17 protein-coding genes and 1 pseudogene are annotated in these 21,451 nt (G+C 68.0%); 8 read left to right on the top strand and 10 right to left on the bottom strand.

From position 1 onward, the window contains the following. Positions 1–257: 257 nt before the first annotated feature. The 4 genes from AB7O82_RS20940 to AB7O82_RS20925 all read right to left on the bottom strand — a co-directional run bounded on the left by AB7O82_RS20940 (position 258) and on the right by AB7O82_RS20925 (position 6,293). Complete coding sequence (locus tag AB7O82_RS20940) at positions 258–2,375, bottom strand: molybdopterin cofactor-binding domain-containing protein (RefSeq protein ID WP_428543405.1); 2,118 nt, start codon at positions 2,373–2,375, stop codon at positions 258–260. Beyond that, a complete protein-coding gene (locus AB7O82_RS20935) occupies positions 2,372–2,848 on the bottom strand; it encodes a (2Fe-2S)-binding protein (protein WP_428543407.1) in 477 nt (158 codons plus the stop codon). Before AB7O82_RS20935 ends, AB7O82_RS20940 begins: the two co-directional genes overlap by 4 nt. Before the next feature lie 164 nt (positions 2,849–3,012). Beyond that, positions 3,013–4,629: an AMP-binding protein gene (locus AB7O82_RS20930; RefSeq protein WP_428543409.1), complete on the bottom strand. Its 1,617-nt coding sequence runs from the start codon at positions 4,627–4,629 to the stop codon at positions 3,013–3,015. 140 nt (positions 4,630–4,769) lie between these two features. Continuing rightward, positions 4,770–6,293 carry an acyl-CoA carboxylase subunit beta gene (locus AB7O82_RS20925; protein ID WP_428620072.1) on the bottom strand — a complete coding sequence of 508 codons (1,524 nt, stop codon included), beginning with the start codon at positions 6,291–6,293 and terminating at the stop codon, positions 4,770–4,772. A 228-nt stretch (positions 6,294–6,521) separates the two neighbouring features. Between AB7O82_RS20925 and AB7O82_RS20920 the strand changes: the two genes are divergently transcribed. The 6 genes from AB7O82_RS20920 to AB7O82_RS20895 all read left to right on the top strand — a co-directional run bounded on the left by AB7O82_RS20920 (position 6,522) and on the right by AB7O82_RS20895 (position 13,896). Continuing rightward, positions 6,522–7,382 carry an FAD binding domain-containing protein gene (locus AB7O82_RS20920; protein ID WP_428543433.1) on the top strand — a complete coding sequence of 287 codons (861 nt, stop codon included), beginning with the start codon at positions 6,522–6,524 and terminating at the stop codon, positions 7,380–7,382. A gap of 1 nt (position 7,383) precedes the next feature. Then, a complete protein-coding gene (locus tag AB7O82_RS20915; RefSeq protein WP_428543413.1) occupies positions 7,384–7,866 on the top strand; it encodes a (2Fe-2S)-binding protein in 483 nt (160 codons plus the stop codon). Beyond that, positions 7,863–10,142 carry a xanthine dehydrogenase family protein molybdopterin-binding subunit gene (locus AB7O82_RS20910; RefSeq protein ID WP_428620071.1) on the top strand — a complete coding sequence of 760 codons (2,280 nt, stop codon included), beginning with the start codon at positions 7,863–7,865 and terminating at the stop codon, positions 10,140–10,142. Before AB7O82_RS20915 ends, AB7O82_RS20910 begins: the two co-directional genes overlap by 4 nt. A 509-nt stretch (positions 10,143–10,651) precedes the next feature. Further along, positions 10,652–11,743: a glycosyltransferase gene (locus tag AB7O82_RS20905; protein WP_428543417.1), complete on the top strand. Its 1,092-nt coding sequence runs from the start codon at positions 10,652–10,654 to the stop codon at positions 11,741–11,743. A gap of 13 nt (positions 11,744–11,756) precedes the next feature. Further along, the gene (locus AB7O82_RS20900) at positions 11,757–12,647 is read left to right on the top strand and encodes a hypothetical protein (protein WP_428620069.1); all 891 of its coding nucleotides are present in this window, start codon (positions 11,757–11,759) and stop codon (positions 12,645–12,647) included. Between the two features lie 10 nt (positions 12,648–12,657). Beyond that, a complete protein-coding gene (locus AB7O82_RS20895; RefSeq protein WP_428620067.1) occupies positions 12,658–13,896 on the top strand; it encodes a glycosyltransferase family 4 protein in 1,239 nt (412 codons plus the stop codon). Here the strand turns inward: AB7O82_RS20895 and AB7O82_RS20890 are convergent. From AB7O82_RS20890 to AB7O82_RS20875, 4 genes are all read right to left on the bottom strand, one after another. Further along, positions 13,885–14,226, bottom strand: a complete 342-nt coding sequence (locus AB7O82_RS20890; RefSeq protein ID WP_428543423.1) for a hypothetical protein — start codon at positions 14,224–14,226, stop codon at positions 13,885–13,887. The two genes, AB7O82_RS20895 and AB7O82_RS20890, sit on opposite strands and share 12 nt — an antisense overlap. A gap of 201 nt (positions 14,227–14,427) precedes the next feature. Continuing rightward, on the bottom strand, positions 14,428–15,330 hold the full coding sequence (locus AB7O82_RS20885) for an LLM class F420-dependent oxidoreductase (protein ID WP_428543425.1): 903 nt from the start codon (positions 15,328–15,330) through the stop codon (positions 14,428–14,430). Positions 15,331–15,333: 3 nt separating this feature from the next. Beyond that, positions 15,334–16,581: an LLM class flavin-dependent oxidoreductase gene (locus AB7O82_RS20880; RefSeq protein WP_428543427.1), complete on the bottom strand. Its 1,248-nt coding sequence runs from the start codon at positions 16,579–16,581 to the stop codon at positions 15,334–15,336. Between the two features lie 5 nt (positions 16,582–16,586). After that, a complete protein-coding gene (locus AB7O82_RS20875; protein WP_428543429.1) occupies positions 16,587–17,372 on the bottom strand; it encodes an alpha/beta fold hydrolase in 786 nt (261 codons plus the stop codon). A gap of 585 nt (positions 17,373–17,957) precedes the next feature. Here AB7O82_RS20875 and dinB point away from each other — a divergent pair. Next, on the top strand, positions 17,958–19,199 hold the full coding sequence (gene dinB, locus AB7O82_RS20870) for a DNA polymerase IV (protein ID WP_428620065.1): 1,242 nt from the start codon (positions 17,958–17,960) through the stop codon (positions 19,197–19,199). Here the strand turns inward: dinB and AB7O82_RS20865 are convergent, their stop codons facing one another. Continuing rightward, positions 19,200–19,805, bottom strand: coding sequence for a TetR/AcrR family transcriptional regulator (locus AB7O82_RS20865; RefSeq protein WP_428620063.1), 606 nt, complete (start codon positions 19,803–19,805; stop codon positions 19,200–19,202). A gap of 79 nt (positions 19,806–19,884) precedes the next feature. On the opposite strand from AB7O82_RS20865, the gene AB7O82_RS20860 reads away from it, so the two are divergent. Then, complete coding sequence (locus AB7O82_RS20860; RefSeq protein WP_428620062.1) at positions 19,885–21,249, top strand: FAD-dependent oxidoreductase; 1,365 nt, start codon at positions 19,885–19,887, stop codon at positions 21,247–21,249. Positions 21,250–21,265: 16 nt separating this feature from the next. Here the strand turns inward: AB7O82_RS20860 and AB7O82_RS20855 are convergent. Beyond that, a pseudogene (locus AB7O82_RS20855) lies at positions 21,266–21,451 on the bottom strand (gluconokinase); the annotation flags it as partial.

Raw genomic sequence — 21,451 nt, 5'->3', positions numbered from 1 at the left:
TCATGTTCCCTCCCCAGCGTCGTCGCTGGGGAGGTGTCCGCGCCTGCGCGGACGGAGGGGTCACGCGCTGGGAGCGCGCCACTCCTGAGGCGCTCTTCTTGTCGATCACATATCCCATGAGCGCCACAGGAGTGGCGCGCTCCCAGCCATGACCCCTCCGCCTGCCTGCGCGAAGCCGAAGCGGCTTCGCTTCGGCGAAGGCAGGTCGCCGTAAGACGGCGACACCTCTCCAGCGAAGCTAGGGAGGAGCATGATCCCTACCCCTTCAGCAACGCCGCCATGATGCGGTCGCGGCTGAGCGGCATGTCGTGGATGCGCACGCCGAGCGCGTGAGCGACGGCGTTGCCGATCGCGGCGGCGGTCGGACCGACCGTGCATTCGCCAACGCCGAGCGGCGGATTGCCGGCCGGCTCGACGAACTCGACCTCCATCTCCGGCACCTCGCTGAAGCGCAGGATCGGATAGCTTTCCCAGTCGCGCGAGGCGATGCCGTTCTCGTCGAGCTTGACCTGCTCCTTCAGGGTCCAGCTCACCGCCTGCACGATGCCGCCCTCGAGCTGGTTGCGCGCACCGTCCGGGTTGACCACGAGCCCGGCATCGGCGACGCACCAGATGCGGTCGACGCGCACCGTCTCCTGCACGGTGACCGCCGCCACCACCGCGGCGTAGGCGGCGCGGTTCTTGTAGCGGGCCATGGCGAGGCCCAGCCCCTCGCCCGTTCCCGCCGGACCGCGCGCGCTCCAATTGGCGCGCGCCGCCACCAGCTCGGTGATGCGGCGTGCCCGCTTCTCGGACAGTATCGACAGACGATAGGCCAGCGGATCCTGGCCGGCGCGAGCGGCCAGATCGTCGATCATCGATTCGATGGCGAAGACGTTGGGCAGCGCGCCGAGGCCGCGCAGCGCCGAAGTGCGCACCGGTGGCCGCAGCACCAAGTGGTGCAGCACGCGATGCGCCGGCACGTCGTAGATCGGCACGGTGTTGCGCGTGCCGCCGCCGCCGCGCGCCTCCGGCGGATCGAACGGCGCCACCTCCGGCGGCGGATTGGCCATCGCCTCGCTCGCCAGCAGATAGCCGGTGCCGTTGCCCGGCCGCTGCACGTGCGTGGCGCTCCATACCTCGCTGGTCCAGTCGGCCGGCCGACCCTGCTCGTCGAGATCGACATGCAGGCGGACCAGCATGGCAGGGCCGACCGGCTCGAAACCGAACTCCTCCTCGCGCCGCCATTGCAGACGAATCGGCCGTCCCGGAAGCTGCCGGGCGACCAGCGCGGCGTCGAGGGCCGCATCGTCGGCGCCGTTATGGCCATAGCAGCCGGCGCCGTGCAGATGCCGCGTGCTGATCGACTCCGCGGGCAGGCCGAGCGCCTCGGCGAGATTGCGGCGCAGCGGATGCATGCCCTGGCCGTGCGACCACACCGTCAGCCGCCCGTTGCTGAACTCGGCGATGGCGCACGACGGGGCCAGCGAGGCGTGGGCTATGTAGGGGCGCGAGAAGGTCGCGGTCACGAGGTTCCTGGCCGGCGTCGAGCGCTCGGGCGCCCCGAGCCGACGATCGTCGCTCTTCTGCCCCTCGAGCCAGGCCGCCTCCTGCTGCACGGGATCGAGGCGCCGCGCGTTCTTCCAGGTCGCATGGTTCGGCGCGGCGGTAGCGGCCGCCTGGGCGACACTCTCGACCGGGCTGACGAAGGCCACGAAGTTGGCCTCGCGCACGATCTGCAGTTCACCCTTGGCGGCGCGCCGGATCGCCGCCTCGTCGAGCGACTCCAGGGTCGCGCCGCGGCTGGGCTGCCGCAGGGTGCGGGCGTGCAGCACGCCTTTGGGCAGGACGTCATGCGCAAAGGCGGCGCCGCTCACCTTGGCCGGCAGGTCGACCCGCGGCACGCTCTGCCCGACCACGCGATAGGCCGAGGCCGGCTTGACGGGCGCCGTGCCGGTGACCGCCTGGCTGAGATCGAGCTCGGGCGCCACCGTCCAGTAATCCTGGCCGGTCGCCGCGCCGTTCTGCAGGATCTGTCCGTCGACGACGCTCAACTCGTCGCGGCTGCAATTGAGCCTGAGCGCCGCGCGCTCCAGCGCCTTGGCGCGCACTTCGGCGCAGACCAGGCGCACCGAGCCACCCGACACCTCGACCGACAGCGACGACGTCGTGTAGAGCTCGTCTGGCCCTTCGTCGCTGTCGCCCGACAGCACGGTGACCCGCTGGAACGGCACGTCGAGCTCGTCGGCGGCGATCTGGCCGATGGCAGTGACGACGCCCTGCCCCATCTCCACCTTGCCGGTGGCGATGCGGACAGTGCGATCGGGCAGGAAGCGAATCCAGCGATCGAGCCGGGGATTGTCGACCAGGCTCGCCGGCAGGGCGGGCGCGCTCATGCCGGCCTCCCGTTCTGCATCGTCTGTGCGGCGCGCTGGACGGCGCGGATGATGCGCTGGTGGGTGCCGCAGCGACAGAGATGGCGGTCGAGCGCCGTCACGATGTCGGCGCGGCTGGGTTGCGGATTGCGATCGAGCAGCGCCTTCGCCGACACGATGATGCCCGACAGGCAGTAGCCGCACTGGCCGGCCTGCTCGTCGACGAAGGCCTGCTGCAGGGGATGCATGTCGGCCGCCGAGCCGAGCCCTTCGATGGTGAGCACCGCGCGGCCGGCGACCGTGCCGACCTCGCGCGTGCAGGCATAGGCCGGCTCGCCATCGACCAGCACCGTGCAGCAGCCGCACTGCTCCAGCCCGCAGCCATAGCGCGTGCCCATCAGCCCGAGATGATTGCGCAGCACCTCGAGCAGCGACGCCGTCTCCGGCGCGTCGACGCGCCGTGCCTCGCCGTTTACCGTGAGGGTGATGTCCAAAGAAGGCCTCCCCGATCTACCGAACGTAAGGTCCCTCGCGACGCCCGGGATGACAACAGGATTGTCGCGTCCAGTTGGCCGCTCATGCTCTTCCGGACCGCGAGCGTCTCGCTCGCTCTTCCGTATGAGCGAGCGAGACGCTCGCGGTTCGGAAGAGCATGACCTCACGCCGAGAGCCGCTCGCGCCTGAGACGGATGCCGGCTTTCGCGCGGTCCCACGTGTCGGCCGTGATGCCCTCGCTGCGCAGCAGGTGCTTCTGCACCTTCTGCGTCGGCGTCTTGGGCAGCGCCGGCACGATCCGCACGAAGCGCGGCACCATGAAGTGCGCCATGCGCGGGATCAGGAACCGGATCAGCTCGGCCGGATCGAGCACGGCGTCGTCGACCACCGACAGTGCGACCAGCACCTCGTCCTCGGCGAGGTCGCTCGGCACCGCGACCACGGCAGCCTCCTTGACCAGCGGATGGGCGCAGACCTCGGTCTCGACCTCGAAGGACGAGATGTTCTCGCCGCGCCGGCGGATCGCGTCCTTCATGCGGTCGACGAAGAAGAACTGGCCGTCCTCACCGACGCGGAACGCGTCGCCGGTATGGAACCAGCCGTTGCGCCACGCCCGCGCCGTCGCCTCCGGGTTCTTGTAATAGCCATGGTTCATCGCCCATGGCCGATCGGTGCGCACGATGAGCTCGCCCACCGCACCCGGCTCGACCTCGCAATCGTTCTCGTCGACGACCCTCACCTCGACACCGGAGCGCGGCCGGCCGCAGGTGCCGAGCGGCGCCGGGTTCCTGCCCGACCTGAGCGGCGTCGACACCTCGGTCATGTTGAAGACGGTGTAGATGTCGCAGCCGAAGCGCGCCGAGAAGGCAGCCGCCTCCTCGCACAGCGGCACCATGACGGCGCTGGTGAGCGTGTGGTTGCGGTCCTGCGGCCCCGGCGCCTGCTTCACCAGGAAGGTCGCCATGACGCCGAGCAGCACACACGAGGTCGTGCCGGTCTCGGTCACCACGCGCCAGAACGAGGCGGTGTCGAACGCCTCGACGACGGCGATCGAGCCGCCCAGCGCCAGCATGGCATAGACCGCCGCCGTGCCGCCGACATGGAACAGCGGCAGGTTGACCATGAGGCGATCGTCGGCGCCGAGAAAGGGGAACGACTCCGTCCCCATCGAGTAGAGCTGCAGGTAGGACGACATCACGCCCTTCGACGGTCCGGTCGTGCCCGACGTATAGATGATCGACTGCATGTCCCACGGCGCCAAACCGTCGTCCGGCAGCGGCACGTCGCCGTCTGCAGGCGCGAGCGCCTCCGGTCCATGGATCTCGAGGCCCGGCACATCGACCGGTGTGCCGTGCAGGACGACGACGGAGGCGAGCGCGGCGTGGTCGACCTCGGCCAACCGGCCAAGCAGATCGCCATGCGCCACGATCAGTCGCGCATCGGAGTTCTCCACGACATGCGCCAGCAGGCCGCCGCGATAGGCGAGATTGATCGGCACGTAGACGGCACCGAGATAGTTGAGGCCGAACCACACGCGGATCGCATCGGGGCCGTTGGGCAGCCAGCACAGCACCTTGTCGCCTGCCGACACGCCGAGCGCGCAGAGGCCGCGCGCGGTCCGGCGCGCGATTGCGAGCATTTCCCGGTACGTCCACTCCGCGCCGTCGGCAAAACGCACGAACACCTTGTCGGGCATGCCGGCGGCGTGCCGCTCGAGCAGCGGCCGCAGCACGCACTGGTCCGCCGATGGGATACGCGGGTCGTGCCAGGGTTTCGACATGGGCGATTCTCCACTCAGTACGAATGTCTCGGTTCGGGCTCATGCTCTTCCGGACCGCGGGCGTCCCGCCCGCCCGGCGCATTCACATGCGCCGATCATGAGATGAGCGGGCGGGACGCCCGCGGTCCGGAAGAACATGATCAAAACGGCTCGATCAGCCTCTTGCGGGTCGTGCGCGGTGGGGGTGGCGGCAGGGTGGCAAGAGTCTTGATCAGGATATCGCGCGTGTCGGCCGGGTCGATCACGTCGTCGTAGAGGTAGCGCGCGGCGACCTCGAGGGCGGTGTTGGAGCGCTTCAGCTCGTCTGTCAGGCGCTTGTGGAGCGCCGCGCGCTCGCCTTCCGCCGCCGCCTCGAGCTCGGCCCGGTAAATGATGTTGACGGCGCCTTCGAGCCCCATGCCGCCATACTCGGCGGTCGGCCAGGCGAGCAGGATCGCCGGCTCGAGCGGCTGCGAGCCCATCACGTAGTAGCCGAGCCCGTAGGCCTTGCGCAGCACCACCGTCATCACCGGCACGGTGGCGTTGGCAAACGCCGTCAGCACGCGCGCGCTCTTGCGCACCAGGCCGGTCTTTTCGACGTCGGGACCGACCATCAGGCCCGGCGTATCGCACAGGGAGAGGATCGGGATATCGAAGGCATCGCAGATCTGGATGAAGCGTGCAGCCTTCTCCGAGGCCGGGCTGTCGATCGCGCCGGCGAGATACATCGGCTGGTTGGCGACGACGCCGACCGGCCGGCCGGCGATGCGGATCAGCGATGTCACTACGGCGCGGCCGAAGCCCGCCTTGAGCTCGAGCACGCTGCCCACGTCGGCGATGCCGTCGATCACCTTGCGCACATTGTAGGCGCGCCGCGGGTTGTCGGGCACGACGCTGCGCAGCGCGGTGACGTCGGGAGCTGGACCGAGAGCCGTCGGGCCGCCGAAATAGCCGAGGTACTTCCTGGCGACGGCGATCGCCTCGGCCTCGTCCTCGACCAGCACGTCGATGACGCCCGACGTGACATGGACCGAGGCCGGGCCGATCTCCTCCGGCGTGAGCTTGACGCCCAACGCCGCCTCGACGAGCGGTGGTCCCGCCATGCCCATCGCCGAATCTGGTGTCGCGATCAGCACGTCGCACAGGCCGGCGAGGTTGGCGTGCCCGGCGAAGGCGCGGCCGGGCAGGATGCCGACTGTCGGCACCAGCCCCGACAGGCGGGCGAACACGACGAAGGTCGGTGTCGAGCCGCGTCCTTCGACCTTCATATCGTGTGGTCGCGCGCCGCCGCCGTCGAGCCAGCACACGACCGGCAGGCGATGCCGTTCGGCATGCTCGAACATGCGCGTGGTCTTGGCGTGGTTGATGGTGCTCTGCGTACCGGCATAGACCGTGTAGTCGTAGAACAGCAGGTCGGCCGGCCGCCCCTCGATCTGCGCCGTGCCCATGACCACGCCGTCGGCCGCGCCGCTCATGCCGGCGACCGCCGGGCGTGCGAGGCCGCCATACTCGACGAAACTCCCCGGATCGGCGAGCGCGGCGATGGCTTCGCGCGCCGTCCAGCGCTTGCGCTTGCGTTGCTGCGCGACCGCCCCGGGGCGCGCTGCGTCGAGGATGGCGGAGCGGCTCTCGAGGACCCGCTGCAGGTCGGGGCGCAGGGGCGGATTGCTTGTCGGATCGGTCATCTGATGGCTCGTTCCCTTGCTGGACGCCGCAGCAGAAATCGCTATGCGGAAAGAAGATTCTGTGACTCAATGCGGCCGCGCAATCGGGCCCCGAATCGACGTTCCGTAGCATTATTCGGTCAACGGACGCGGGAATACCCCTATAGTAGGCGGGCCCTGCAAGAATTCCCGAGACAACGGGAACCGCAACAGGTCCGGAAACATCAACGGGATTTCGAGATGAATGACATCAGATACAGCGCGCCCCACACGATCGACGAGGCGGTTGGTGCCTTGCTCGCGGCCAAGGGTGCAGGACGTGTTCTCGCAGGCGGCACCGATCTTCTGGTGCAGATGAAGGCCGGCATGGCCAGGCCGGGCGCGATCGTCGACGTGAAGAACATCGCCGAGATGAACACCATCGAGGACAAGGGCGGCGGCGCGTTCCGCATCGGCGCCGCGGTCTCCGGTGCCAGGATCGGCGAGCACGCCGCGCTCAAGAAGGCCTGGCCCGGAGTGGTCGAAGCCATCAACCTGATCGGTTCCAAGCAGATCCAGGGTCGCGCGTCACCGGGCGGGAATCTGTGCAATGCCTCACCGGCCGCGGACAGCGTGCCGGCGCTGGTCGCGGCCGGCGCCATCGTCGCCGTGCACGGACCGAAAGGGCGGCGCGAGGTGCCGGTCGAGAAGATCCAGACCGGCCCGGGCAAGACCTCGCTGCAGCCGGGCGAGATCGTCGTCAGCTTCACCCTGCCGGCGCGCCCCAAGGGATCGAGCGACGCCTATCTGCGCCTGATCCCGCGCACCGAGATGGACATCGCCGTCGTCGGTTGCGGAGTCAATCTGACGATCGAGAACGGCACCTGCACGGCCGCCCGAGTCGGCCTCGGCGCCGTCGCACCGACCGTATTGCTCGTCGAGGCGGCCGGGGCCGCGCTCGTCGGCTCGCGCCTCGATGACGAAGCGCTGGAGAAAGCTGCCGCTGCCTGCCGCGCCGTGTGCAAGCCGATCAACGACAAGCGTGGCACCATCGACTATCGAACCAAGATTGCCGGCGTCCTGCTGAAGCGCGCCGTGGCCATCGCGGCCAAGCGCGCAGGAGGGCGCTGACATGGCAAAGACACACGTCACCACCACCATCAACGGCGAGCCGATCGAGTTTCTCTGCGATGCCTCGCAGACCATGCTCGACGTGCTGCGCGATCAGCTCGGCCTCACCGGCAGCAAGGAAGGTTGCGGCTCGGGCGACTGTGGCGCCTGCAGCATCACCCTCGACGATCGCCTGATCTGCAGCTGCCTGATGCTGGCCGTCGAGGCCGAGGGCAAGAAGATCGAGACCATCGAAGGCATGGCCCAGGGCGACCATCTCCATCCGCTGCAGAAGAAGTTCATCGAGTTCGCCGCCCTGCAGTGCGGCATCTGCACGCCCGGTTTTCTCGTCGCCTCCAAGGCGTTGCTCGCCAAGAACCCCAACCCGACCGAGACCGAGGTCCGTTTCTGGCTCGCCGGCAACCTCTGCCGGTGCACCGGCTACGACAAGATCGTCCGCGCGGTCATGGATGTGGCCGCTGAAATGAGGGAGACAGCCCGATGAGCAAGCACAAGTACAAGTGGATCGGCACGCGTCCCGACCGCCCGGACGGCGCCGACAAGGTCACCGGCCGCGCCCGCTTCGGAGCGGACTTCAACATGCCGGGCCAGCTGGTGGGCAAGGTCCTGCGCAGCCCGCACGCCCACGCCGTGATCAAGTCGATCGACACCTCGGCCGCCCTCGCGCTGCCGGGTGTGAAGGCCGTGGTGACGGCGCAGGACTTCCCGGAGCAGCCCAACGTCGTCGTCGCGGCCGGCGAGATGCAGGTCAATCTGCGCGACGTCACGCGCAACATCATCGCGCGCGAGAAGGCACTCTACGAGGGCCATCCGATCGCCGCCGTCGCGGCCACCACCGAGGCGATCGCCAAGGCCGCCCTCGGCCTGATCAGGGTCGAGTACGAAGTGCTGCCGCACGTCATCGACGTCGTCGAGGCGATGAAGCCCAATGCGCCGGTGCTGCACGACCACATGATCACCGAGGGCGTGAAGCCCGTGCCGACCAAGCCGTCGAACATCGCCAAGCGGATCGAAAATCTGAAGGGCGACGTCGACGACGGCTTCTCGCAGGCCGAGATCGTGGTCGAGCGTCACTACACCACACAGGCTGTGCACCAGGGCTACATCGAGCCGCACGCCACCCTGGCCAGCGCCGCCGAGGACGGCCAGGTGCAGCTCTGGTCGACGACCCAGGGCCACTTCCAGGTGCGCGGCTTCTGCAGCCGCCTGCTCAACATCGAGACGTCGCAGATCCGCGTCACGCCCTCCGAGATCGGCGGCGGCTTCGGCGGCAAGACCGTAGTCTATCTCGAGCCGATCGCCGTCCGCCTGTCGCAAAAGGCCGGCAAGCCGGTGAAGATGGTGATGACCCGCGACGAGGTGTTCCGTGCCTCCGGTCCGGCGCCGGGCGGCACGGTCCATGTCAAGATCGGCGCCAAGAAGAACGGTACGATCGTCGCGGCCGACTGCACCATCGCCCTGCAGGCCGGCGCCTTCCCCGGATCTCCGATCGGCCCGGCGTGCTGGACCAGCTTCGCCTGCTACGACATCCCCAACATCCGGGTCGTCGGCTACGACGTCGTGAGCAACCGGCCCAAGGTCGCGGCCTACCGTGCGCCGGGTGCGCCGATATCGGCGTGGGGCGTCGAATCGACGATCGATATCCTGGCGCAGGAGCTGCGCATGGATCCGATCGACCTGCGCCTCAAGAACGCCGCCAAGAAGGGCACCAAGACGAGCTACGGTCCGACCTTCGACACGATCGGCTTCGTCGAGACGCTGGAAGCCGCCAAGAACTCGGAACACTACAAGAGCAAGCCCAAGGCCGGCATGTCGCGCGGCGTGGCGGCGGGCTTCTGGTTCAACGTCGGCGCCGATTCGAGCGCCGCAGCGCACGTTGCCGAGGACGGTACGGTAACGATCATCTCCGGCAACCCCGACATCGGCGGTTCGCGCGCCTCGCTCGCCCTGATGGCGGCCGAGGAGCTCGGCGTCGATTACACCAAGGTCCGGCCGATCATCGCCGACACGAGCTCGATCGGCTTCAACTTCGTGACCGGCGGCAGCCGTGTCACCTTCGCCACGGGCCTGGCCGTGGTCAACTCGGTACGCGACCTCATCCGGGAGCTGAAGGTGCGCGCCGCCAAGACCTGGGGCGTCGACCCGGATGCGGTGATCTGGGAAGACGGCTGCGCCAAGCCCGCCGGCAGCAACGTCGGCGAATTCGAGCCGCTGTCGCTGGCCCAACTCGCCGCGACGGCCGGAAGAACCGGCGGGCCGATCAACGGGCATGCCCAGCTGAACGCCCAGGGCGCCGGCCCGGGCTTCGGCGTTCACATCGTCGATCTAGCGGTCGATCGCGACACCGGGATCGTCACGGTCGACCGCTACACTGCGGCCCAGGACGTCGGCACGGCCATCCATCCGAGCTACGTCGAAGGCCAGCTGCAGGGTGGCGCCGTGCAGGGCGTCGGCTGGGCCCTGAACGAGGAGTACATCTACGGCTCCAAGGGCCGGCTCGATAATGCAGGCTTCCTCGACTACCGCATGCCGGTGGCCTCGGACCTGCCGATGATCGAGACCATCCTGGTCGAGGTGCCCAATCCGCACCACCCCTACGGCGTTCGCGGCGTCGGCGAGGTGCCGATCGTGCCGCCGCTCGCTGCGGTCGGCAACGCCGTGGCGCGCAGCACGGGCATCCGCATGACGGATCTGCCCATGTCGCCGCCGCGCCTGTCGGCGGCGATCGACGCGGCGACCCCGCGGATGGCCGCGGAGTAGCCTGGCTCCGGGCTCTGCTGCGCGGAGCGGAGACATCGCTTTTTCCTCCCCCGTCATACGGGGGAGGCGCCCCCGAATGGGGGCGGAGGGAGAAGGCCTCAGGTGGGGATCCATGAGATTCCGACGTCGGAACTTCATAGCCCTCGGATGAGGCTCTCCCCCTCCGGCCCTTCGGGCCACCTCCCGCGATTAGGCGCTGCTTACAGCGCCACAGGGAGAGGGACATGTGCCCACTCCGCGGGGTGCCCCTCCGCTTTTGGTGACCAACGCGTGATCGGGCCTCCTCGTTCTGGAATCGAGGAGGGTTCGTGGCCATATGCAACCATGTGGGCTGGATTGCGGTTGTCGGAGCAGTGGTGCATGTTGTCCAGGCAATCCGACAAATTGCCGCCGGATTGCCGGAGCAAAAGAACTCGCCAAAAATTCCGGCCCGACGTATTTGCATTGGGACGGCTCGGGGTGGCAGGCACGCTTCCCCGCGCCGCTGAAACATGAGGACCTCTTCGGTTATGCCCTCTGCTCCCGCCGTTGGGGTCGTCGTCGCCAATCACAACAACTGTGCCTACGTCGCAAAAGCCATTGAATCGGTGGCGCGCCAGACCGTGCGCGACATCAGCGTGGTCATCGTCGACGATGCCTCGACCGACAGGTCGGACGAGGCGATCCGGCAGTGCCTGGCAAGGCTCGACGATCCGCGCTTTCGCTATGTCCGGCTCGAGTCCAACCTCGGCCAGGCCGGCGCGGTGCGCCGCGGCCTGATGGAACTCGATACCCAGTTCGTCTGCTTCCTCGATTCGGACGACCTGTGGTACGAGGATTTCATCGCCCGCCACCTGGCGGTGCACATGAACACCGACTTTCCCGTCGGCATGACCTACTGCGACTGCCACGTCATCGATGCCCACGATCGCCTGCTCGCGGGCACGGCCTGGTGGTTCGACTCCGACCCCTTCCCGCCGCCCGAACGGCCGGTCGACCCCGCGACGATGCCGTCGATCGATCCGCAGACCGGAAAGCTGACCTACGTCCAGACTCACAAGCTCACCTTGCACACGCAGTGGTCGCCGGCCGGCGCGACCAACAGCACGGCCAGCATGATGTTCCGGCGGAGCTTCGTCGATCTGATCTTCGTGCCGCCGAGCTCCGAGCTCAGGCTCTACGTCGACTTCTACCTGTCGACGTTCGCCTCCCTGCTGACCGGCACCATCGCCATCCACGATGCGCTCTACGGCTACCGCATGCATGGCAACAACAAGCATTCGAATGCCGCGGTCCTGGGAGGCGCCTACAACTCCTCGACCCAGCCGTGGGACCCCATCCGCAACTCGGTGCTCAAGCTGATCCAGCGGGTGCTGCGCAGCGAGGCGGTGGCGATTCGCACCGCCTTCGGCGAGGAGCGCCACGCCAAGGCGGAGGTGCTGATTGCCAGTACGCTGGGCGGCCTCGACCCCGATGCCGCGGCATCGGCCAACGGCTGGAATCTCGAACGCATCTTCGCCAGGGCGACCGACCTGATCGGCGGCGACAAGCCCGCCCGCCCGGCACCGCAGAACGGCACACGCGACATCCTCCAGCCGGCCCCGCGCCGCGATCGGTCGTGAGCGACCAGGAGCCATGCTAGACCGGAGGCGTGCCGTCTTCTTCGGCGCCGCCCGGGACTGCGCCGCCCATCTGCCCAACGTCCTGCAAAACCTCGATCGCTTCGCGGCAGGCTACGCCGAGGCGTCGTTTCTTTTTCTCGCCAGCGATTGCACCGACGATTCGGTGGCGATCCTGCAACAATGGCTCGCCGCCGGCCGCGGCGGACGCGTGCTCGACCTGGGCGTGCTGGCGCCCCGCCTGACCCGGCGGACCGAGCGGCTTGCCCACGTTCGCAACGCCGGGCTCGACGAGATCCGCCGCCTGGGCTGGCAGGATCATGATCATCTCGTGATCGCCGATCTCGACGACGTGCTGGACTCGCCCCTCGCGGCCGACGGCTTCATCCAGGCGGCGCGTTGGCTCGATGGCGAGCCGTCGCGCGCCGGCGTGTTCGCCAATGCCCTGCCGCGCTACTACGACGTGTGGGCGCTGCGACACGATCGCTGGTGCCCGCACGATGTCTGGCATTCGATCTGGGGGAGGCCCGACGGCGTCTCGTTCGAGGCGGCGAAGTTCCGCGAGGTGTTCTCGCGCCAGATCGAGATTCCGGCGAGCGCGCCGCCCATAGAGGTGCGCTCGGCGTTCGGCGGACTTGGGCTCTACCGCCTGTCGGCCGCGCTGGGCGCACGCTATGGCGGCGTCGATGCCCAGGACCGCGAGGTGTCGGAGCATGTCGCGTTCAACACGGCGATCGGCCGGGCGGGTGGGCGGCTGCACATCTTCCCGGCGCTCCAGGTGCACGCGCCGCGCCAGCATCTCTACCAGCCGGAGGAGTTCAAGCTGCCCTGGCGCATGGTAATGATGGGCCGCCGCGTCGCCGAATTCCGGCGGCCGCCGTGGCGCAGCCTGCTCGGCGCGCCATGAGGATCCTGTCATGAGGATCCTGATCGTCGATCCCGGCGTTCACTCCCGGGGAGGGCATCATTACAACGCCGTGCAGCGGCTGCAGCGCGAGCTCGCGGCGCTTGAGCTGGCGGCGCCTTGCCTGGGATCCGCCTACGCCGATGCCGAGGTTGTGCGCGATCTCGTCTGCACACCCACCTTCACCAGGTCGGTCTATGGCCGGTCCTACGAGGACCCCCGTGAGTTCGCCGATTCGGTCGACGAGGCGAGCCGCAATCTCGCGCAGGCCCTGGTCCGGCACGGCCGCAACGCCGACCTGCTCGTCCTGCCCTGCTGCGACCAGGTGCTCGCCGCATCGATCGCCCGCGCCTTCGGGCGCACGCGGTTCAGGTCGCCGCCCCATGTTCTTCTGTGGCTGCTCTACGGGCCGCATTACCTGCTGTCGACAGACGACCCGCGCGCCGTCGCGCTGGCAATCGAATGCCGCGACGCCTTCGCGGCATTGAGGGCGAGCCTCGGCAACGCCGCGCATCTGCATGCCTATGCCGAGACGCGGCAGATGGCGGAATTCTACAAGCCGCTGATCGGCCTGGAGGTCGGCGTCATGCCGGCGCCAGGCCTCCTCATGCCGGCGCGCGGCGCGCGACGTCAGGCCCCCGATCGGCCGCCGACCGTGCTGTGCATCGGCTTCGCCAATCGGCCGAAGGGCTATCGGCTGCTGCCCGAGGCCATCGGGCAGGTGCTGCAGCGCCATGGTACCGCGCGTTTCTTGATTCACGGCATCGTCAAGGGATCGGATGCGGAAGGCGATCAGCCGGTCTTCGACCGGCTGTCCGCGCTCGGCGAGCGCGTCAGGGTTCGCCAGGACGTGCTTTCCGACCAGGACTACGCCGGCCTGCTCAACCAGGCAGACCTGCTGCTGATGCCGTACGATCCGGCCGTTTATCACACGCGCGGCTCCGGCGTGTTCAGCGATGCTCGCAAGATCGGGCTGCCCGTCGTCGCCACAGGCGCCTGTGCGTTCGCCAGGCCGGCTTTCGAGCAGGGCTGGGGCGTCGCCATCACGGAGTACGGCCCACCGGGCGTGGCCACCGCCGTGTTGACGGCGCTGGAGCGCCTGGACGGCCTGGCGCGCCGCGCTGCGGCCGTCGCCGAGCCCCGGCCCGACGAGCTGCGATCGCTCCTCCAGTCCGTTGTCTCGGGCATCCGCGCGGAGCGCCAGCCCGGTCTTGCCGGATTCATGCGCCGCCTGTCCGCCCTACGACTGTGACGGACTGCTCGCCGGCAGGACCGGGAGCAGCTTGGCGATGAAGCTGCGCATCGTGCGCAGGTAGCTGACGATCAGCCGCGCGCGCTGGGCTTCCGGGCCGCGCCGCGCGCTTTCCGTCGCCGCCAGGATCTCGCCGAAAATGCCGAGCAGCTTCTGGCGCCAGGCGTCCATCTCGCCCAGCCGATGATCCATGGCGACGACCGGCTTGTGCTCCGCGATCAGGCCACACAGCGTCTCCAGGCGCTGGCCGTCCTGCGGGTCCAGAATGGCCTGCAGCGCAGCCTGGTCGATCAGGGTCAAGGAGCGGGAAAGGGCGGAAACGTCGGACATCACCAACTCGAGTACGGGGCTTCCATCGAACCATGCCTGCATCGACGCCGCAGGCATGGCCGCGGGCCAAGTCGGCCCGCGGCGCGACTATAGCCCACTCGCCCTCCCCAGTCCGGGTCCGATGGCCAGGCAGGCCGGGCCGATGTCTAGGCGATGGCCGCGACGGTGAACAGAGACCGATTTGTGGTTTGGATTCGCGGGTCAGAGCAGGTCGGCTACCGCGGCACGATAGTGCGTGATCGCCTCGAGGTGGTCGGTGAAGGTCTTGCCGGCGATCCGTCGATGATGGCCGCTTACGTAGGTGGTGTGCGCGTTGACGTGGGTCACCCCGGCGTTCTTCCAGAAGAGGAATTCGCGCCGCCAGTCGTCGGGCCCGCCGATGCCGGGCGAGACCCAGACTTCGAGCCCGACCGAGGCCGGATCGCGGCCGGCGGCGCGGATCAGGCCGCGCAACTTGTCGAAGGCAGCGAGCGCCGTGTCGCCCGCCGGATAGGCGAGCGGCATGAAGCCATCGCCATACTTAGCGGTGCGCCTGAACGTCGCCTCGGCGTGGCCGCCGAACCAGATCGGCACGCGGCCCGATTTCGGGCGCGGGTTGATGCCGCCGTCGTCGAGCTGATGGAACTCCCCCTTGAACTTCACGTGCGGCTCGGCCCACAGCGCCTGCATGAAGCGCACCTGCTCGGCCGAGCGCTTGCCGCGGCTGTGGAAGTCCACGCCGAGGCCCTGGAACTCGATCTCGTTCCAGCCGACGCCGATGCCGAGGCGGAAGCGGCCCTCGCTGAGCTCGTCCAGGCAGGCCGCCTGCTTGGCGACCAGCGCCGCCTGGCGCTGCGCCAGGATCAGGACGCCGGCGGCGAAGCCCACCCGCTTGCTGACGCCGGCGAGGAAGGCGAACAGGACGAACGGGTCGTGATAGGCCGTCGCCGTCGTGCCGACGCGCCGCCCACCGTAGTCCACCGCCGGATTGCCGCCCAGCACGTGGTCCGGCGCGACCAGGTAGTCGTAGCCCAGCCCCTCGGCCGCCTGCGCGTAGTCGCGCACGACGGCCGGGCCGGTGCCGATGTCGCCAACCGGCAGCGATGCCCCGAGCTGGATCGCCATCGGCTACTCCGCTGCCGCCGCCGCCCGGGTGGGCGCCAGGTCGGTCGAGTATTTGAGATGAACCGGCGCGTTGGCCTCGAACGGGCTCTTGAGGTCGAGGCTCTTGGCGATCTCGCGGATCGCCGGGAAGACCTCGGTGCCCATCAGCCTGATGCAGGTGAGCGAGTCCGCCTGGCTGACGCGGCCGTCGTTGCCCCACAGCGCCAGAATGCCGGGCCGCGTCTCCTCGAGGATGCGCTTCAGCTTGGCCACCACCGTCTTGGGCGTGCCGGCGATGATGCGCAGGTCGGCCATCTGCTGCTCGAAGCTGGTGTTGCCGCGCGGGTTGATCGCCCGGCCGGCGGCGAACTCGACGAAGGCGCGCCGGTTGCTGGGCGAGCCGTAGCCCGACGGCGTGCTCCACACCGGATGGGCGAGGCCGGTGAACTCGCCCTGCATCCAGCGGAACTGCTTGGCGTTCTCGATGGCCTTCTCCTCGGTGTCGGAAATATGAACCTGGATCAGGTAGCCGCGATTCTCCGGCCCGCCGACATAGCCGACCTGGGCGGCGACGTTGTCGTAGAGTTCCCAGATCTTCTTGGTCTGCTCGATCGAGGTGTTGAGCGCGATGTAGGGATAGCGCTGCTGCGCCGCCCAGATGATGGTCTCCTTGCTGATCACGCCGGGAATCCAGACGCGCGGATAGGGTTTCTGCAAGGGCACTGCCCACGGGTTGACCACGCGATGCTGGTAGTGCGTGCCCTCGTAGCGGAACGGCCCCGGCTGGGTCCATGCCTTCACGACCAGGTCGTGCGCCTCCTCGAAGCGCTCGCGGTTGAACGCCGGATTGACGCCGGTCGCGAGCTGTTCCTGGCCACCGCCGCGTACGAAGCCCGAGACCAGGCGGCCCTTCGAGATCATGTCGATCATCGCCAGCTCTTCGGCGAGCCGCACCGGGTTCTCGGCGAGCGGCAGCGGATTGCCGAGCATCACGATCTTGGTCTTCTTGGTCATGCCGGCCAGGATGGCGGCGAAGATGTTGGCCTTGGCCTGCATGCAGAACGGAGCGTTATGGTGCTCGTTCAGCATGATGCCGTCGATGCCGACCTCCTCGGCCAGCATGTACTGCTCGATGTACTCATTGTAGAGCCGCGAGCCCGCCACCGGATCGAAATGGGTGTTGGGAAACATCAGCGCGGTGGCGCCGAAGTCGCGGCCGGCCTGCTCGGAGTAGGCCGACATCGGTTGCTCGGTGAAATACATCAGGTGCATGGCATCTACTCCCGACCGATGAAATCGACGATCAGCCTGGCGAGCGCCTCGGGCTGCTCCATGTCGACACAGTGACCGCAATTCTTGACGACTTCCATCTTGGCGTTGGGTAACGCCTCGAGATAGCGCTTGCCCGCGCTCTGCGGCACCACCCGGTCGTCGTCGCCCCATACGACCAGCGAAGGAACGCGCACCGCGCCCAGGAGATGCGGCAGGGTCTGGCTGTACATGTAGGGCTTCCAGGCGATACGGAAGCTCATCTCGCGGCAAATGTCCCACATCTCGAGCTGGTCGCCCGACGGCTCGGCGCCATAGACGCGATCGAACGCTTTCTGGTCGTGGAAGCCGGCGCGGGCGTAGTCGATATAGCCGGTGATGGCGAGATCGAGGATGTCGCCCTGCGGCGGCTTGATGCCCATCGCGCCGACCAGCACGAGCTTCCCGAGGTCGCCCGGCGCCATGCTGGCCATCTCGGCGGCGATCCAGCCGCCGAAGCCAAGGCCGACGAGCACGACGTTGGTGAGCTTCAGATCGTTCAGCAGGCCGCGATAGATCACCGCGATGTCGCGCGGATGGCGCATCCACTCGGGCCGCTGCGAGCGGCTGTAGCCGGGATGATGCGGCACCAGCACGTCGAACTTCGCGGCCAGCGCGTCGTAGAAGGGCAGACGATCGAGCGTACCGGTCTCGTGATGCAGCACCAGGACAGGACGTCCCTTCCCGGCGCGCGACACGTGGAGCTTTATCCCGGCCGCCTCCGTGGTGGTGTCGGTCCAACTAACGCCAGCCATACGCGCTCCCTCCCGATCTGCACGATGGTTGCAATGGCAATGGCCCGAGTCAAACAAGGGACAGGCGTCGCTTTCGACTGGCGAAGATGTTGCAATCGATGCGGAAGGCCTGGAAGGGAGGCGAGTATGCTTATTTTATTGGTACTCGTATAAATTGCGAAGCTTGTTCATGCTCTTCCGGACCGCGAGCGTCTCGCTCGCGGTCCGGAAGAGCATGAACTGTATCTTTGCGTCATTTGCGTCATTGCGTCTCAAATCCCTTGAGATCAAGGGCTTGGAGCAGGTGCCGCGTCGTCGCGTTTGCGTCACGGTTAAGTCAGAGCCCGCTCTTCCGTCAGAGACAATTGAACTGGGCGCAGATCGAGGCGCACGGTCCTTCCTCCGGACAGCCTGAGGGACGTCCCAAGGTGCGCCTTCGGCGCTCGGCGATTCCTCGGGCCGCGCCGCCAACATGTCATGAGTTGCGCGGCACGCAAGCGTGTCCAGCCCCAATCCGGTCCAGGCTGCCCCACGCCCGGCATGGTATGGACTTGACACTCGTGTTCTATTTTTGTTCGATGCCGATCGCGGCACGGCTGGAGAGCCATGGAAGCCACCATCCTCCATGCAGACCTGGACGCCTTCTACGCGTCGGTCGAGCAACTGCTCGATCCGTCGTTGCGCGGCAAGCCGATCGCCGTCGGCGGTGGGGTGGTGCTGGCGGCTTCCTACGAAGCCAAGGCCTTCGGGGTGCAAAGCGCCATGCCGGGACGGCGGGCGCGCGAGCTTTGCCCCGAGCTCATCTTCGTCGAGGGTCATTTCAAGGACTACCAGCGGCTGGGCGACGCCTCGATCGAGGTGCTGGGCGACTTCACGCCGCTCGTCGAGCGCATCTCGATCGACGAGGCGTTCGCCGACGTGAAGGGCTGCACGCACCTCTTCGGCTCACCAACCGAGATTGCGCAAAAGATCCGCCACCGCGTGCGGACGGAAATCGGCCTGCCGATCTCGATCGGCGTGGCGCGCACCAAGCATCTCGCCAAGATCGCCTCGCAGGTTGCGAAGCCCGATGGGCTGGTCACCGTCGATCCCGATCGCGAGCTGGCGTTCCTGCACGACCTGCCGGTCGGCCTGATGTGGGGCGTCGGCCCGGTCACCGAGGCTCGATTGGCGGCGAGCGGCGTACGCACGATCGGACAGCTGGCGCAGATGCCGGGACGGTCGCTCACGCGTCTGCTCGGACCGGCTGCAGGCGAGAAGCTGTCGGCTCTGGCGTGGAACCGCGATCCGCGCGAGATCCTGACAAATCGCCGATCGCACTCGGCCGGGGCGCAGTCGGCGCTAGGCCGCAAACCCGCCCAGCCGCATGTCATCCGGCCGACCCTGGCTCATCTCGCCGACCGCATCGGCACGCGGCTGCGCGCCAAGTCGCTCGCCGGCCGCACCGTGACCGTGCGAGTCCGCTTCGCCGATCTACGCGCGGTGACTCGTTCGGCCACGTTCGACGCCTCCCTCGCGGCGACGGTGAGCCTCACCGAGATCGCGGAAGAGCTGGTCCAGGCCGCGCTCGCCGATCATCCGCGCGAGAAGCACATCTCGCTGCTGGCGATCTCGGTCTCGCATCTGGAGAAGGATCCGCGGCTGCAGCTCGAGCTGCCGCTCGGCCTTGCCAACGAGGCGCGCCGTCCCGGCACACGGCGAGGCCTGGCGCGCCACGCGGCCGATCGCGCCATGGACGCGATTCGCGATCGTTTCGGCCGGGATGCCATCGGCTACGGCTCGATCGCGCTCGGTGTGCAGCGCTCCGTCCCCGACGACTTCCGCAAGCTGGCCGAACGAGACTTGTAATCACCGTTTTTGGCGCGCGCGGAGCCCTTTCACATAGGTCGCCAAGGCGCCGCGCCAGACTCCGAGTGGGTCGCGGTCGTTGGCGAAAAAGCCGCCGAGCTCGCCCGAAGCAAGGCCCTGGCAAAGCGCATGGAAACCGACCGCGAGCCGCCGGGCTTCCTCATCCCCGAGGCCACGGGGCGGCCCCACCCGCTTGACCCTCGTCAGCAGCGCCTCGAATGCTGCCCACGCCTCTTGCCGATCCTCGTCGGTCGTGGTTGTCCGCCGCTTCGGCCATTCGAACGCCAACCGGAACAGGTGCGGATGAGCGAGCGCCTGGGCGCGAAAAGCTTCGACGCCCACCCCTACGAGGTCGGCGACCGGATCGCGGGTCTCCGGCACCGCGAGCACGCGCCGGCGCAAATCCCGGAACATCGACTGGTATAGCGCCCGCAGCAGGCCGTCCTTGCTGCCAAAGAGACTGTAGACCGCGCGCGTCGATGTACCTGCGGCATCGCTGACCCGCCGCACCGACAGCACATCCGGCCCACCTTCGGCCAGCAGGCCTTCCGCCGCCTCGAGAAGGGTCGCCCGCGTTGCCTCGTCATGTTCCTTGGGTCTGCCCACGATTCGTCAATAACTCGGCCCAACCCGTATTGCAACATTGTATCGAAACAGTGTAACGTAACCACGTATCAAAACAGGGATGACGGTGGCATCGGCAATCGAAAGGGACTTCCTGCGGCGGCGCAGCGATGCTGTGGTTGCGGGCGCCGGCGTGGCCGGGCTGCTTGCGGCATCAGTGCTGGCGGAATTCTTCGATCGGGTGAAGATCGTCGAGCGCGATATCGCAAGCCCCGGGCCCAGGGCGCGCCGCGGCGTCCCGCAGGGCCGGCATGCCCACGCCTTGTTGCCGCGTGGTCTCGCTGCGCTGGAGCAGTTGTTTCCAGGGTTCGCCCGGACAGCCATCGACCGGGGCGCGGTCGCCGCAAACGCCGCTTCGGAAGTGAGCTGGGGCTTGGGCGGCGACCGCCTCACTGCGGCGTCCGATACCTTGCCTGTCATCGTCTCGACCCGGCCGTTCCTCGAGGAGGAGATACGGCGCCAGGTCAGCCGGCTGCCAAACATCGAATTCGTCGGCGAGGCGCGAGTCTCGGACTTCGCGCTCGAGGGTGATCAGGTGACGGGCGTCGTTCTCGAACATGGCACGTCTGGAACTTTCGAGCGACTCGATGCGGAGCTCGTGATCGATGCCATGGGCCGCGCGTCGAGACTGCCTGCCTGGCTCGGCGCGCACGGCTTTGTCCCACCGCCCGAGGAGTTCATGGAGGTCGATGTCGGCTACGCTACTGCTCGCTACCAAGCCGACCCCGCTCGGCTTGGCGGTCTGCGAGCCCTGCTGGTCGGTGCGACGCCCGAATGCCCGCGCGGCGGGGTGGTGCACAGAGTCGAGAGCGACCTGATCGAGGTCAGCTTGACGGGCTATCGCAACGAACATCCGTCGGCGACGAGGACCGGCTTCGTGGCGCACGCGGCTTCGCTCGCCTTGCCGGACATTCACCGCTTGATTCAGGGTGCCGAACCCTGTTCCGAGATCGCAACCTTTCGGGTCGCGCGGACGGTGCGACGGCAATACCAGAAGCTCAGTCGTCCGCCATCGGGACTGCTCGCCATGGGCGACGCCATATGCGCCTTCAATCCGGTATTCGCCCAGGGCATGACGATTGCGGCATTGCAGGCTATTGCGCTCCAGGAGACGCTGCAACAAGCTGAGACCGGCCCATTGGACGGCGTCTTCGCTCGCCGCTTCTACCGACGCGCCGCCGTGGCGCTCGATCCAGCATGGCGCATGGCGCGCGGGAATGACCTGCTCGTGCCGCACATGGCGCCGCTCGCCTCGCCGCCGGATCGTCTGATGTCACGATGGATTCGGCGTGTGTTGGCCGCTGGCGTAGACGATCCCGAGGTGGCGCGGCGCTTCATTCGCGTCGCAAGCCTGATCGACCCACCGTCGGCGTTGCTCGCCCCTGCCCTCGTAGCGCGCACTGTGCGACTTCCTCTTCGCGGGTAGGGGAAAGAACAGCTGCTCATTGCATGGCGGGTCGGGCAGAGCAAAATCGTCCCAGGATCTTGTTCACGATCTCGTCCGGCGTGCCCGCGATGTCGACCACGATGGCGCGCTCGTCGGTCGCCGGCTCCTCCAGGACCGCGAACTGGCTGTCGAGCAGGGCCGGTGGCATGAAGTGGCCGCGGCGTTGGGCGAGCCGTTGCTT

It is taken from the genome of Reyranella sp. (assembly GCF_050185545.1).
Taxonomy (GTDB): Bacteria; Pseudomonadota; Alphaproteobacteria; order Reyranellales; family Reyranellaceae; genus Reyranella.
Note: the sequence above shows the minus strand (reverse complement) of the source record. Positions and strands in the feature narration are given on the sequence as shown.

Bases quoted from the DNA above. Each gene is read 5' to 3' on its own strand.
- AB7O82_RS20940 (WP_428543405.1), bottom strand. From the start codon at position 2,375: ATGAGCGCGCCCGCCCTGCCGGCGAGCCTGGTCGACAATCCCCGGCTC.
- AB7O82_RS20930 (WP_428543409.1), bottom strand. From the start codon at position 4,629: ATGTCGAAACCCTGGCACGACCCGCGTATCCCATCGGCGGACCAGTGC.
- AB7O82_RS20925 (WP_428620072.1), bottom strand. From the start codon at position 6,293: ATGACCGATCCGACAAGCAATCCGCCCCTGCGCCCCGACCTGCAGCGG.
- AB7O82_RS20915 (WP_428543413.1), top strand. From the start codon at position 7,384: ATGGCAAAGACACACGTCACCACCACCATCAACGGCGAGCCGATCGAG.
- AB7O82_RS20910 (WP_428620071.1), top strand. From the start codon at position 7,863: ATGAGCAAGCACAAGTACAAGTGGATCGGCACGCGTCCCGACCGCCCG.
- AB7O82_RS20905 (WP_428543417.1), top strand. From the start codon at position 10,652: ATGCCCTCTGCTCCCGCCGTTGGGGTCGTCGTCGCCAATCACAACAAC.
- AB7O82_RS20900 (WP_428620069.1), top strand. From the start codon at position 11,757: ATGCTAGACCGGAGGCGTGCCGTCTTCTTCGGCGCCGCCCGGGACTGC.
- AB7O82_RS20895 (WP_428620067.1), top strand. From the start codon at position 12,658: ATGAGGATCCTGATCGTCGATCCCGGCGTTCACTCCCGGGGAGGGCAT.
- AB7O82_RS20890 (WP_428543423.1), bottom strand. From the start codon at position 14,226: ATGTCCGACGTTTCCGCCCTTTCCCGCTCCTTGACCCTGATCGACCAG.
- AB7O82_RS20885 (WP_428543425.1), bottom strand. From the start codon at position 15,330: ATGGCGATCCAGCTCGGGGCATCGCTGCCGGTTGGCGACATCGGCACC.
- AB7O82_RS20880 (WP_428543427.1), bottom strand. From the start codon at position 16,581: ATGCACCTGATGTATTTCACCGAGCAACCGATGTCGGCCTACTCCGAG.
- AB7O82_RS20875 (WP_428543429.1), bottom strand. From the start codon at position 17,372: ATGGCTGGCGTTAGTTGGACCGACACCACCACGGAGGCGGCCGGGATA.
- dinB (WP_428620065.1), top strand. From the start codon at position 17,958: ATGGAAGCCACCATCCTCCATGCAGACCTGGACGCCTTCTACGCGTCG.
- AB7O82_RS20860 (WP_428620062.1), top strand. From the start codon at position 19,885: ATGACGGTGGCATCGGCAATCGAAAGGGACTTCCTGCGGCGGCGCAGC.